Source organism: Seohaeicola nanhaiensis, from assembly GCF_042654245.1.
Taxonomy (GTDB): domain Bacteria; phylum Pseudomonadota; class Alphaproteobacteria; order Rhodobacterales; family Rhodobacteraceae; genus Seohaeicola_A; species Seohaeicola_A nanhaiensis.
In genome coordinates this window covers 25,602-39,027 of the sequence record NZ_JBHSGI010000003.1, presented here as the reverse complement: position 1 = coordinate 39,027, position 13,426 = coordinate 25,602, and the positions used below count along the sequence as shown (strand labels likewise).

The window sequence follows — 13,426 nt, the reverse complement described above, 5'->3', positions numbered from 1 at the left end:
ATCTGGACGCGATCCTTGCACATCCCGATTTTGCGTCGGGCGATGTTTCAACCGGGTTTCTAGCCGAACAGGCGGATGTGCTGACCGCACCGGGCGAGGATGTATCCACCCTGCTTATGGCGGCGGCGGCCCTGTCTGATCAACGGCTGGTGACTGACGTGATGCAGATACCCGAAATGCACCGCAAGATGGGCGGGTGGAGAAACTGATGCGCAGAATATTCATGATCGCCGGCCATGAGGCCGAATGCTGGCTGACCCATGATGGCAGCCGCTTTATCCTGAATATGCCAGATGGCGCGGTTCCCTGCCAACTGGACCCGACCGGGGCGCCGGGCGCACATGTGCTGCGGACCGGGGGGCGGGCGCATGAGTTGCGGCTGGCGGTCGGGTCGGAATCTACCTTCATACATTTGAACGGGCGCACCTTCGAGGTTGGGAGGGTCGATCCCGACGACCGGCTTGCCGGCAGGCAGGGCGCTGCAGGGGGTGATCGACTGTTGGCGCCGATGCCGGGGGTCGTCGTTTCGGTGGCGGTCAAGCCCGGAGACACCGTTACAGAAGGCCAGCCGCTTCTGGTCATCGAAAGCATGAAGCTTGAAACCACCCTGACCGCGCCGCGCGACGGTGTGGTTGCCGAAATGCCTTTTACCGCGGGTGACAGTTTCGGCCTAAAGGCCGTCCTTGCCCAGCTGACCCCGCAGGAGGAGTGACAATGCGCCGGATCGAAAGCCACATCGACACCAATGCCGCCGACTACAAGGCCAATTTTGCCGCCATGTCCGAACGGCTGAAGGAGTTTCACGCTCGCCAGCACGCGGCGCGTTTCGAGCGGCCCCAACGGGACATCGACCGCTTGGCACGCCAGAACAAACTGGGCGTGCGCGAGCGGTTGAAGCTGCTGCTCGATCCGGGCACGCCGTTTCTTGAATTCTCGACGCTGGCCGCCTGCCGCGAATATGATGGCGCCGTGCCCGGTGCCGCCGTGGTGACGGGCATCGGCATCGTGCAGGGCCGCGAGGTGGCCATCCACGCCAACGATGCCAGCGTCAAGGGTGGTGCATGGTATCCGCATACCGTCAAAAAGATCGTGCGGCTTCTGGATGTCGCGCTTGAGAACCATTTGCCGGTCGTCCATATCTGCGATAGCGCCGGAGGCTTCCTGCCGCTGCAACACGGCGTGTTTCCCGACCGCTATCTAGGCGGGCGGGTGTTTCGCAACCAGGTCAAGCTGAGCCAGGCCAATATCCCGCAGATTGCCATCGTTGGCGGGCATTGCACCGCGGGCGGCGCCTATGTGCCGACGCTGAGCGATTACAACATCATCATCGAGGGCACCGGGGCGATCTTTCTGGGCGGTCCGCCACTGGTCAAGGCGGCCACCGGCGAAGAGGTCGGCGTGCAGGAGCTTGGCGGCGCGGTGATGCACACCTCTGTCTCGGGGACGGGCGATTATCGCGCCGCCACAGAACAGCACGCCTTTGCGCTGGCGCGCGAGATTGTCAGCCAGTGGAAGCGCACGCCAAAAACCATCATCGAAACGGCGGCGCATGAGGAGCCCTATTACGATCCCAAGGAACTTTACGGGATCATCCCCAAGGACCGGAAGACCCAGTTCGACATGCGCGAGGTTCTTGCCCGAATCGTGGACGGTTCGCGCTTTCACGAATATCAGCCCGATTACGGCACCACGATGGTCTGTGGTTTTGCCCATATCTGGGGTTTCAAAGTGGGGATCCTCGCCAATAACGGGGTGCTGTTCAACGACAGCTCGCTGAAGGCCGCGCATTTCATGCAGCTATGCAACCAGAACCGTACGCCACTGGTCTTTTTTCAGAACATCACCGGCTACATGGTCGGCCGCGAATACGAGGAACGCGGCATCGCCAAGGACGGCGCCAAGATGCTGATGGCGCAGGGCGGCTCGGTCGTGCCCAAGTTCACCGTGATTGCCAATGCGTCCTACGGGGCCGGCAATTACGGCATGTGCGGGCGGGCCTGGGATGCGCGCACGCTGTTCATGTGGCCGCAGGCGGAAATCGGCGTAATGGGGGCGGATCAGGCCGCCAACACCATGGCCGACGTCAAGATCCGGCAGCTTGAACGCGAAGGCAAGCAACTGACCGAAGTGGAAATCGCCGCGATCCGTGACCCGGTGCTGGAGAAGTTCCGGCGCGATGTCGAGGCCTATACCTCGACATCGGAATTGTGGGATGACGGCATTCTCGACCCGGCGGACACGCGCAACGCGCTCGGCATGTCGATCTCGGCTGCGCTGAACGCGCCGATCGACGATCCGCATTACGGGATATTCCGGCTGTGACGGCCTGAAGGGCAGGGCGGCACACTGGATTACGGAGTTGCCGTCCCGCGTCAAGGCGATGCCAACGGGGGCTTTTGAGGCACGCGGGAACCCTGACCTGTCCGGTTTGCCGGACAGGTCAGGATGGCTTCTGCCGCGCCTCCTGAATGGATACGACGTCGGAGGCGGCCATATGCGGCCTGTCGGTCTCGACCGCCTTCAGCGGCTCGACGGGCTTCAATCCGGCCAGACAGTCGCGCGCGAGTTGCTGATACTCGGCAGTTCCGCGTGTTTTCCAAGCGACTTCCTTCTCGGTGACGTCGCGGATTACCCTTGCCGGCGATCCGACCACCATCGAGCGCGGTGGAACTATCGTTTCGCCCCGCACGAACGCCTGCGCGCCGACGATTGATTCCGCACCAAGCTCTACGCCATCCATGATGACGGCATTCATCCCGACCAGGGCGTTCCGACCCACTGTGCAACCGTGCAGGATCGCGCCGTGGCCGATATGACCGTCGGTGCCCACCACTGCTTCGCGGCCGGGAAAAGAATGGATGATGCAGTTGTCCTGCACATTGGCACCATCCCCGATCACGATCCTGCCGAAGTCGCCCCGCAGGCTTGCTCCGGGGCCGATATAGCAGCCGTGGCCGAGAATGACATTTCCGATCAGAACCGCCTGAGGATGGACATATGTATCCTCGGGAACAACGGGAACGAACCCCTTGAATTCATAGCAATGCGCCATCTTGCTCTTCCCTTCATAGGCCGCGAGGTTCGCGATGCCGCAACCGGGTGCCCGATGTTCGGCAAACGCCGGTCCGGGTCTCGCCCGGACCCGTAAACCTGAAAATGCCCTGCCATTCAAGACGCCCGGCGACAATGATCAAACATGTGTCGGCAAATCGGGTGCGCGCCTGATGTCGCGGCGCGACGTTGTTGACAGGCCGATGCGCCGGGATATAGAATCTAACAAATGGTAGAAAATGGCATGGCGCTCGATTCAGTGTGGCCAGACCAAACATGGGAGAGAGAAATGAAAGACAAAGCCTATGTCGTCGGCGTCGGGATGGTCCCATTTCAGAAGCCCGGAAAATCCGAAAGCTATGATGTGATGGCGACCGCCGCCACCCGTTCCGCTCTGGCCGATGCCGGACTGGATTATGGCAAGATTCAGCAGGCCTATGTCGGCTATGTCTATGGCGACAGCACCTGTGGCCAGCGGGCCTTGTATCAGGTCGGCATGACCGGCATCCCGGTCGTGAACGTGAACAACAACTGTTCGACCGGCTCGTCTGCCCTGTTCCTGGCCCGCCAGGCCGTTGAAAGCGGCGCAGTGGAATGCGCTCTGGCGCTTGGGTTCGAGCAGATGCAGCCCGGCGCGATCGGCGCGATGTTCCACGATCGGATCAGCCCGTTTGCGGCGTTCGACGAAGAAACCGACGATCTGGTCGGCAATTCCGATATTCCGCTGGCGCTGCGTTATTTCGGCGGCGCGGGCAAAGCGCATATGGAAGAGTTCGGCACTACGCTGGAAACCTTCGCGAAAATCCGCGCCAAGGCCAGTCGGCATGCGTCCAGGAACCCGGTGGCGCTGTTCCGGCAGGAAGTGACGCCGGAAGAAGTGATGGCGGCACAGGTCGTCTGGCCCGGCGTCATGACAAAGCTGATGGCTTGCCCACCGACCTGTGGCGCGGCTGCGGCAATCGTGTGCTCCAAGGCCTTCGCCGACAAGCACGGTCTGGACAGCTCGGTGCGCATTGCCGCTCAGGCCATGACGACGGACGGCCCGGAAACCTTCGGCGCGCATGACATGCGCGAGGTCGTCGGCTATTCGATGGCCAAACGCGCCGCCGATCAGGTCTATGAGGCGGCGGGCATCGGCCCTCAGGATGTGGACGTGGTCGAACTGCATGACTGTTTCGCCCATAACGAGCTGATCACCTACGAGGCGCTTGGGCTTTGCCGCCGCGGTGATGCGGCAAAATTCGTCGATGACGGCGACAACACCTATGGCGGCAAATTCGTGACCAATCCGTCGGGCGGGCTGTTGTCCAAGGGGCATCCGCTGGGGGCGACCGGCCTGGCGCAATGCACCGAGCTAGTCCAGCAGTTGCGCGGGCAGGCAGATGCAAGGCAGGTGGAAGGCGCGCGGCTGGCGCTCCAGCATAATCTGGGTCTTGGCGGGGCTTGTGTGACCACGCTTTATGAAAAAGCGTGACAGCACCAATCGGGAGGAGAAAACATGACTGGAAAACTTGACGGGCGCGTTGCGCTGGTTTCCGGTTCGGGCCGGGGTATCGGTCGCGAGATCGCGCTCAAGCTGGCCTCGGAAGGGGCGCGCGTGGTGGTCAACGATCTGGATGCCGACCCGGCCAATGAGACCGCCGAGGCCATTCGTGCGGTTGGCGGCGAGGCCGTGGTCTGCGCCGGCAGCGTGACAGAAGACGGTTTCGCCGAACGTTTCATCAAGACGGGCGTGGACAGTTTTGGCGGGCTGGACATCATCGTGAACAATGCCGGCTATACTTGGGACAGCGTCGTTCAGAAGATGACCGACGAACAGTGGCAGGCGATCATCGACGTTCACCTGACCGCGCCCTTCAGGATTCTGCGCGCCGCCCAGCCGGTGATCAGCGCCAAGGCCAAGGAAGAGGCTGCCGCAGGGCAGGAGGTGTTCCGCAAGGTGGTGAATATCTCATCCATCGCGGGGACCGGCGGTAATGCCGGCCAGATCAACTATGCCGCCGCCAAGGCCGGTGTTCTGGGTGTCACCCGGACGATGGCCAAGGAATGGGGCCGTTACAACGTCAACGTCAACGCGGTGGCCTTTGGCCCGATCCGCACGCGGCTGACCGAGGGCAGCGCCAAAGGCGACAGCACGATCAAGGTGGAAGACAAAGAAATCAAGGTTGGTGTGAACCCCGATCTCTTGTCCCAGATGGAGCGCATGATTCCGCTGGGCCGGGTCGGCACCCCGCAAGAGGCCGCTGGCGCGGTCTATTTGTTCTGTACGCCCGAATCTAACTTCATTTCGGGTCAGCACATCATTTGCGGCGGCGGATTCACGATCTGACCCACGCCAGCCAAACCACGTATTCGGGCCTTGGCTGGCGACCGGCATTTCCGGCGGCCGTATGACGATTGCCCGGACGGGATTCGCCACAAATTCCAATCCAACACGTTCGGGAGGATTGACTCATCGGCACCAATTACCTAACAGGTGTTAGTTAGGCAGTGTACCGTAAAGAGACCCCATGGCGAATACCTCAGCGAGCAAGCTCAACGCGATCCCCCGGAGGGCGGTCGGGCGTGATGGCGTGCTGGATGTTGCGGCGCGGCTCTTCCGCGAACAGGGCTATGGGTCCGTGTCACTCAGAAAAATCGCCGAGGCCGCTGGAATCAAGGCGGGCAGCATATATTACCATTTTGGCTCCAAGGACGAGATCGTCGCGCGCGTTCTGGATGCAGGTATTCAGGTCGTTCACGAGAGCATGCGCCAAGCCGTTTCCGCCTTGCCCGAGGGCACCGGCGCCGAGGCGATCCTGCGGGCAGCGATCGGGGCGCACCTGCGCGCGCTTCTAGACGTCAGCGATTATTCCTCGGCCAATGTGCGCATTTTCGGGCAGGTGCCGCAATCCGTCCGCGATGCCAATCTGCACACGCGCCGGGCCTATGAGGCCGAATGGGACAACCTGTTGTCCCGGCTCCAGGCAGACGGCGCGCTGAAACGCGACGTGGACATCCGCCGCCTGCGCCTGATGTTGATCGGCGCGCTGAACGCCACGCTGGAATGGTTCGATCCGCACCGCGGCAGCGCAGAGGCGCTGTCACGCACCTATGCCGATGTGTTCCTTAACGGAATACTTGAAAGACAGGAGACCTGACATATGGCGCGCCTTGAAACAGCGGTGCTGACCGCATCAGAGATCTACGCACGCAATCACCAGGCGCAAAGCGCGCGGGTCGAGACGCTGCGCGCGCGGATTGCCGAGGCCACCTCGGGCGGACGCCCCGACATGGTGGAACGCCACCGCAAGCGCGGCAAGCTGCTGGTCCGCGAGAGGATCGACTTGCTGGTGGATCCGGGCACGGCGTTTCTGGAACTGTCGTCGCTCGCGGCCTACGGGCAATACGGGGGCGAGGTGCCAGGTGCGGGAATCGTGACCGGCATCGGCATCGTTCATGGGCTGCCCTGCATGGTGATCGCCAATGACGCGACGGTGAAGGGCGGCTCTTTTTACCACGAGACGGTGCAAAAGCACATCCGCGCCCAGGAAATCGCGGCGGAAAACCGGTTGCCCTGCCTTTATCTGGTGGATTGCGGCGGGGCCTATCTGCCCGAGCAGGACCGGGTCTTTCCCGACGCCCGCCATTTCGGCAATTCCTTCTATCGCCAGACCAACATGTCGGCCAGCGGCTTACCGCAGATCTCGGCCGTGTTCGGCGGCTGCACGGCAGGCGGCGCCTATATTCCCGCGCTGTCGGACGAGGTGATCATGGTGCGCGGCAACGCGCGCATCCATCTGGGCGGGCCCTCTATCGTCAAGGTGGCGATCAACGAAGTGGCCGATGGCGAAACGCTGGGTGGTGCCGAGATGCATTCGCGCGTCTCGGGCGTGTCCGACCATCTGGCCGAGGACGAATACCATGCGCTGGCGCTGATGCGCGACATCGTGGCCGAGTTGGGCCAGTCGCGCCCGATGCCGCCCGACGCAGCCCCCGCGCCGCCCGCGCATGATCCGTCAGAATTGCTTGGCGTCATCAGCGCCGACCGCAAGCAGCCCTACGACATGCGCGAGGTTCTGCTGCGCATGATCGACGCGGGCGAGTTCCGCGAATTCAAGCCCGGCTGGGGTGAGACGCTGGTTTGCGGCACCGGGCGGATCCACGGCTATCGGGTCGGTATCCTGGCCAACAACGGCGCGCTGATGTCGGACAGTTCGCTGAAGGGCGCGCAGTTCGTCTCGATGTGCGACCAGCGCAATATCCCGCTTCTGTTCCTGCACAACATCGCGGGTTTCATGGTCGGGACCGAGGCGGAGCGCGGCGGCATCGCCAAGAACAGCGCCAAGCTGGTCTATGCCATGTCCGTCGCCAAGGTGCCGCGCCTGTCTGTCCTGCTTGGCGGATCCTATGGCGCGGGCAATTACGGCATGTGTGGACGCGGATTTGCACCGAATTTCCTCTTTGCCTGGCCAACGGCGGAGTTGGCCACCATGTCCGCGGACATTGCGACCAACGTGATGCAGGAGCTGCGCCGCCAGAAAGGCGGCGAGCCTGAAAGGATGGAGACCGATCTTGCGCAGATCGAGGCGCAGGTGCGTGCCCAATATGGCGAACAGTCCGATCCGTATTACGCCACTTCGCGGCTCTGGGATGACGGGCTGATCGAGCCCGGGCAGACCCGCGACGTTCTGGGCCTGTGTCTGGCCATTGTCTCGTCGGTGCCCGAGAAAGGGCGCCACACGCCCGTCTTCAGAATGTGAGGCCGATGTCATGACAACAAGTTATGAAACCATCCTTGTCGAAACCGACGCGCGTGGCGTTGCCACGTTAACCCTCAACCGCCCTGACAAGCACAATGCGCTGAACGCCGATCTGATCGCCGAGCTTTTCGACGCGGTCGAGGATCTGGCTTCAGATGACAAGGTGCGCATCGTGATCCTGACCGGTGCCGGCAAAAGCTTTTGCGCTGGAGGGGATTTCAACTGGTTCGCCTCAAACGTCGAAAAATCTCGCGCCGAACGGGTCGAACAAAGCGCCACGCTCGCGCATCTGTTGCGCCGACTGGACACGCTGCAAAAGCCCCTGATCGGGCGGATCAACGGGCCGGCATATGGCGGTGGCGTCGGCATGATTTCGGTCTGCGACTATACCATCGGCGCCCAAGGCGCACGCTATGGCCTGACCGAAGTGAAACTGGGTCTGCTGCCCGCCAATATCTCGCCCTACGTGGTGGCCCGCATCGGCAAGGTGCACGCGCGTGAAACCATGCTGTCGGGCGCGCTCTTCGACAGCGCGCGCGCCGAAAGGATCGGGCTCCTCACCGAGGTCGTCGCCGCCAACGCGTTGGATGCCGCCGTCGAACGGGTGGTGCACGATCACCTTCAGGCAGCACCCGGCGCGGTGGCGGATACCAAGGCGCTGATCGCTTATGTCGCCAGTCACGATCTGGAAACCAACATGATCTACACCGCCGACCGTCTGGCCGATGCCTGGGAAACCGGGGAAGGCATTGAAGGCATCAACAGCTTTCTCAACAAGAGCGTGCCTTCGTGGAGAGTGAAATGAGTTTCACCCGCGTCCTGATCGCCAACCGGGGCGAGATCGCCCTGCGCATCCAGCGCGGGTGCCGCAAGCTGGGGCTGGAAACGGTTGCGGTCTTTTCCGAGGCCGACCGCGACGCCCCCTTCGTGGCCGAGGCCGATCACGCTGTCTGCATCGGCCCGGCGGCTGCGTCTGAAAGCTACCTGAACGTCGCGGCCATTCTGGAGGCCGCGCGCGCCACGGGCGCGGGTGCCGTGCATCCCGGCTATGGCTTTCTGTCCGAAAACCCCGATTTCGCGGCAGCGGTCGAGGCCGCGGGTCTGGTCTTTATCGGGCCGGCACCCGACGCCATCGCTCAGATGGGGTCCAAGATCGCGGCGAAGGCCGCCGCCGAGGCCGCAGGGGTGCCGGTGCTGCCCGGGTACCGCGGTGCCGATCAATCGGATTCACGCCTGCTGCAAGAGGCGGGCGCGCTTGGGGTGCCATTCCTGGTCAAGGCCAGCGCCGGCGGTGGCGGACGCGGGATGCGTCTCGTCACCGACATGGCCGACGCGCCCAAGGCCATCGCCTCTGCCCGGGCAGAGGCGCAGGGTGCGTTCGGCGATCCGGCGGTATTTTTGGAACGCTATGCGCTCCGCTCCCGCCATGTCGAGGTGCAGGTGCTGGGCGACACGCATGGCAACCTGGTGCATCTCGGCGACCGGGACTGTTCGCTGCAACGCAATCACCAGAAGCTTATCGAAGAGGCCCCCGCGCCGAATCTGCCAGACGATCTGCGCGAGCATATGCGCGCTGCCGCCGTGCGCCTTGCACAGGCGATCGGATACCGCTCTGCGGGAACGGTTGAATACCTATATGACCCCGAGCGCCGCGCCTATTACTTCCTTGAGATGAATACCCGCCTTCAGGTCGAACATCCCGTCACCGAGGCGATCACCGGAATCGACTTGGTCGAATGGCAGTTGCGCATCGCGCGGGGCGAGCGGCTGACTTTCCAGCAACCCGACGTACACTTCGAAGGCCACGCCATCGAAGTGCGCGTTGCCGCCGAAAACCCGGCCGAGAATTACCGCCCCGAAACCGGCACGATCACGCTTTGGGCACCGCCTTCGGGCGTGCGGCTGGATACTGGGGTCAGGGAAGGCTCAGTTGTCGGCCATCACTACGATTCCATGCTGGCCAAGCTGATCATCCATGCGCCGGACCGGGCACAGGCGATCCGTGACAGCGTGGCCGCGATCGAGGGCTTTGCAGTGGGCGGGGTGGGGCTGAACCTGGCGTTTCAGCGCGCCTTGTTGATGCATCCCGATTTTGCCGCGATCCGGCATCACACCGCCGGGCTGCCCGAGATGTTTGCGAATGGCTGGACGCCCCCCGAATCCGATGCGCAAAGCCGCGCGCTGGCCGCGCTGGCCCTGCATTTGCATCTGGTCCCGACGGCCGGGAGCACCCCCTGGCAAGGTCTGGGTGCGTGGCGTCTGACCGCGCGCGCGGGCCTGCCCGGCGCCGCGTCCTATTGGGCCTCGGGGGAGGAAGACCCGGCCTGCGTGGCGGGCGATACACGGAATCTGACGATCACATTGCCGGACGGCACCCCTGTTGCCGTCGAAGCGTCCGGCCTGACCGCCGACCGCCTGACAGGCCGTATCGGCGGCGTGCCCTTTGCCCGCGCCGCCCACCTGCGCCGCACGAAAGATCACTGGCAGGTGTTTCTATCCACGCCGGATGGCATGGCCGGGTTTGCCATTGAAACGCTGGAGGACAGACACCTGCAACGCGCTTCGGGAAAGGTCGGCGGGGCAGACTTGCTTGTCGCGCCGATGCCCGGTGCAGTGGTCGAACTGCGGGTCGCGCCCGGCGATCGGGTCGCGGCGGGCGATACACTGGTGGTGCTTGAGGCGATGAAACTGCTGCAAAGCCTGGTCGCCCCGTTTGCGGGCATTGTAGCCGAAATCTACTGCGCCGCCGGCGACACCGTCGCCGGGCAAGCGCCCCTTGTAAAACTCGATCCAGAGGAAACCCAATGACCAAGCATGACATGATTGATGCGGCCACAGGCCCGTTCAGTGAGGACCTTAACATGATCCGCGCGCAGCTGCGCCGCTTCATCGAAACCGAAGTGACGGCCAAGGCCGACGCCTGGGAAAGGGATGGCATGGTGCCGCGTGACGTGCTGCGCCGGATGGGCGATCTGGGCGTGCTGGGCATGCGCTATGACGAGCAATATGGCGGCTCGGGGCTGAACGTGATGTCCAGCGTGATGCTGGCCGAAGAGGTGGGTCGCTCCACCTTCGGCGGCTTTTCGGCCACCGTTTTGGTTCATACCGACATGGCCTCGCCGCATCTTGAAAACGCCGGTACACCCGAACAAAAGGCGCGCTGGATGCCGTCGATCACCTCGGGCGAAAAGATTGCCGCAGTGGCCGTGACCGAACCGGGCGCCGGGTCTGACGTGGCGGGGATGCGCACGCGCGCGGTGCGGGACGGATCGGACTGGGTGATCAACGGCACCAAGATGTTCATCACCAACGGCGTGCATGGCGACATCTATTTCGTCGGCGCCAAGACCGACCCGGACGCCAAGGGCTCGCGCGGGATCACCATGTTCACGGTCGAAAAGGGCACGCCGGGGTTCTCTGTCGGCCGGGCGCTGAACAAGACCGGCTGGCTGTGCTCGGACACCGCCGAACTGATCTTCGAGGATGTGCGCATCCCGGCAGAGAACGTGCTGGGGGAGGTGAACCGGGGCTTCTACTCGGTGATGAAGAACTTCCAGAACGAACGGATCGTGCTGGGTGCAATGGCCTGCGCCGAGGCGCAATCCGCACTGGAAATGACTGTGGATTACGTCAAGCAGCGCAAGGCTTTCGGTGGTGTGTTGTGGGACAAGCAGGCAGTGCGCCAGCGATTGGCCGATTGCCAGACCCGGATTGAAGCGGGACGTCAGCTTACCTATCACGCTGCGTCACTAGATGCCGCGGGCCGCGATTGCGTCAAAGAAGTATCGATGGTCAAGGCCTATTGTGGCGAGCTGGTAAACAGCGTGCTTTACGACTGTGTCCAGTTCCATGGCGGTATGGGCTATATGCGGGAAACACCCGTGGAACGCATGTCGCGCGATGCCCGTGTCCAGGCCATCGGCGGTGGTGCCACCGAGGTCATGCTCGAAGAGGTCGCCAAGCGGATGTGAACTCACCATTACAAAAACCATATCAACGACCAACTGACACAAGGACTAACAAAATGAATTTGGAATCTACTCAACGCCAACCACTCGCAAGTCTGTCCCGAGAGTTCGCAACTATACTCATCGGCACCATTCTTCTGACACTCTCCGCGAAAATCGTGGTTCCTTTCCACCCGGTTCCGATGTCGACCCAATCCCTAGCAGTCCTGGGCCTTGGACTTTTTCTGGGTCCAGTTCGCGGTGGACTTGTTGTAGTAATCTACCTTCTGGAAGGCGCGCTTGGCCTTCCGGTTTTCGCTGGCACGCCTCCCGCGCCGGCCGGATTGGTCTATATTGCCGGCCCCACAGGCGGATACTTGATTGGGTTCGCACTCGCAGCGGCTGCCGCCGGATGGATGGTTCAAAAGTTGAGAGGGTTTCAGCCTGCATTCAGAGCAACTGTCGCTGTACTTTTCGGTTCTGCACTTATGTATTGCGCAGGGCTCTTCTGGCTGGGCGGCTTTGTCGGCTATGGAGAAAAATTGATGAACGCCGGGCTCTACCCGTTCCTGCTTGGAGATCTGGCCAAGGCGGCAATTGCCGTGGTGCTGTATACAGGGTTCCACAATCGGGGCCGTGTTTGAACGCCGGGCTTCGTTGCTTTGTTCCAGTGCCGGGTTCGACCGGCGCTGAAAACCAGCTTGAGGATTCCGAAACTGTGCAAGAGCAAGAGGCGGAGCTGCATGATACGGATTGTTCGCAATCAATACATGGTCGTAAAGAATGACAAGAAACAACATGTTTTATGGTGAGCCTGACCCTCCTCGTGCGCAGGGCGTAGAGGTGGCCGAGGGAATCCTAAGGATCGTTGCCAACAATCCCGGGAAGATGACCTATCACGGGACGAATAGCTATATCATTGATACTCCTGACGGTCGGTTCATTATCGACCCCGGTCCAGCAGAAGACAGTGCACATTTCGAAGCAATCGTCGAGAATTTGGGAGCCAACCCAGCCGGAATTCTCCTGACACATCACCATTCCGATCATTTCGGGGCCGTGCCGGCATTGCGCGAACGTACAGGTTTGCCGGTTTATGTTTCGCGCGCATTTCCTGACGATGCGTTTCAACCTGACGGCTTTTTGAAAGACGGGCAGGTGATCGCTGGTCTTACTGTCCTGCACACACCTGGTCATGCGAGCGATCACCTCTGCTTCGCGAGGCCGGATGGAGTACTTTTCACAGGCGATCACGTGATGAGTTGGAACAGTTCTATAGTCAGCCCCCCTGACGGCAACATGCGCGATTACTGCAGCCAGCTTCAGCGGCTAATCGATCGCAACGATAAGGTCAGCCTGCCGGGTCACGGACCTGTACTCCGGGACCCGGGACCGTACGTCAAACGGTTGCTCGCCAACCGGATGCGTCGTGAGTCGGAGATTCTCGCGCACCTCTCAAGTACCTCCGACTCGCTCCAGAATATCGCCACTTCCGTTTACAAAAAATCTGACCCGCATATTGCAATGGCCGCCGAACGAAATGCCGCGGCGCATCTGGAGAAGCTTCTTTCAGAATCCCGGGTGGTTCAGGACGAAGGGATCTGGAGATTTCCTTAACATAAACTTCATTACCAGATTTTCAGCGCGTTTTTGGTGGATTCACAAACGAAGTGCAAATTCTGTAGT

At 61.9% G+C, this 13,426-nt stretch carries 12 protein-coding genes and 1 pseudogene; 12 read left to right on the top strand and 1 reads right to left on the bottom strand.

Annotated elements, in window-relative coordinates; all coding sequences use genetic code 11:
• The 3 genes and pseudogenes from ACFO5X_RS06265 to ACFO5X_RS06255 all read left to right on the top strand — a co-directional run.
• Positions 1 to 209, top strand: a pseudogene (locus ACFO5X_RS06265) (biotin carboxylase); the annotation flags it as partial.
• Positions 209 to 712 (top strand): acyl-CoA carboxylase biotin carboxyl carrier protein subunit, encoded by a 504-nt coding sequence (locus tag ACFO5X_RS06260; RefSeq protein WP_380716420.1) that lies wholly within the window; start codon positions 209 to 211, stop codon positions 710 to 712. The pseudogene ACFO5X_RS06265 and the gene ACFO5X_RS06260, both read left to right, overlap by 1 nt.
• Before the next feature lie 2 nt (positions 713 to 714).
• A complete protein-coding gene (locus tag ACFO5X_RS06255; protein WP_380716419.1) occupies positions 715 to 2,322 on the top strand; it encodes an acyl-CoA carboxylase subunit beta in 1,608 nt (535 codons plus the stop codon).
• Positions 2,323 to 2,440: 118 nt separating this feature from the next.
• Here ACFO5X_RS06255 and ACFO5X_RS06250 read toward each other — a convergent pair whose 3' ends face one another.
• Positions 2,441 to 3,187, bottom strand: coding sequence for an acyltransferase (locus ACFO5X_RS06250; RefSeq protein WP_380716418.1), 747 nt, complete (start codon positions 3,185 to 3,187; stop codon positions 2,441 to 2,443).
• A 153-nt stretch (positions 3,188 to 3,340) separates the two neighbouring features.
• Between ACFO5X_RS06250 and ACFO5X_RS06245 the strand changes: the two genes are divergently transcribed.
• The 9 genes from ACFO5X_RS06245 to ACFO5X_RS06205 all read left to right on the top strand — a co-directional run bounded on the left by ACFO5X_RS06245 (position 3,341) and on the right by ACFO5X_RS06205 (position 13,357).
• Positions 3,341 to 4,525 carry a lipid-transfer protein gene (locus ACFO5X_RS06245; protein ID WP_380716417.1) on the top strand — a complete coding sequence of 395 codons (1,185 nt, stop codon included), beginning with the start codon at positions 3,341 to 3,343 and terminating at the stop codon, positions 4,523 to 4,525.
• Between the two features lie 24 nt (positions 4,526 to 4,549).
• Positions 4,550 to 5,380, top strand: a complete 831-nt coding sequence (locus ACFO5X_RS06240) for an SDR family NAD(P)-dependent oxidoreductase (protein WP_380716416.1) — start codon at positions 4,550 to 4,552, stop codon at positions 5,378 to 5,380.
• A gap of 181 nt (positions 5,381 to 5,561) precedes the next feature.
• A complete protein-coding gene (locus ACFO5X_RS06235) occupies positions 5,562 to 6,191 on the top strand; it encodes a TetR/AcrR family transcriptional regulator (RefSeq protein WP_380716415.1) in 630 nt (209 codons plus the stop codon).
• Positions 6,192 to 6,194: 3 nt separating this feature from the next.
• Positions 6,195 to 7,793, top strand: coding sequence for an acyl-CoA carboxylase subunit beta (locus ACFO5X_RS06230; protein WP_380716414.1), 1,599 nt, complete (start codon positions 6,195 to 6,197; stop codon positions 7,791 to 7,793).
• 10 nt (positions 7,794 to 7,803) lie between these two features.
• Positions 7,804 to 8,598 carry a crotonase/enoyl-CoA hydratase family protein gene (locus tag ACFO5X_RS06225; protein WP_380716413.1) on the top strand — a complete coding sequence of 265 codons (795 nt, stop codon included), beginning with the start codon at positions 7,804 to 7,806 and terminating at the stop codon, positions 8,596 to 8,598.
• Entirely contained in the window at positions 8,595 to 10,601 is a 2,007-nt protein-coding gene (locus tag ACFO5X_RS06220) for an acetyl/propionyl/methylcrotonyl-CoA carboxylase subunit alpha (RefSeq protein ID WP_380716412.1), read from the top strand. The genes ACFO5X_RS06225 and ACFO5X_RS06220 overlap by 4 nt, the downstream gene beginning before the upstream one ends.
• The gene (locus tag ACFO5X_RS06215) at positions 10,598 to 11,764 is read left to right on the top strand and encodes an acyl-CoA dehydrogenase family protein (protein WP_380716410.1); all 1,167 of its coding nucleotides are present in this window, start codon (positions 10,598 to 10,600) and stop codon (positions 11,762 to 11,764) included. The genes ACFO5X_RS06220 and ACFO5X_RS06215 overlap by 4 nt, the downstream gene beginning before the upstream one ends.
• A gap of 53 nt (positions 11,765 to 11,817) precedes the next feature.
• Positions 11,818 to 12,384, top strand: a complete 567-nt coding sequence (locus tag ACFO5X_RS06210; RefSeq protein ID WP_380716409.1) for a biotin transporter BioY — start codon at positions 11,818 to 11,820, stop codon at positions 12,382 to 12,384.
• Between the two features lie 154 nt (positions 12,385 to 12,538).
• A complete protein-coding gene (locus tag ACFO5X_RS06205; RefSeq protein ID WP_380716408.1) occupies positions 12,539 to 13,357 on the top strand; it encodes an MBL fold metallo-hydrolase in 819 nt (272 codons plus the stop codon).
• Positions 13,358 to 13,426 lie beyond the last annotated feature (69 nt).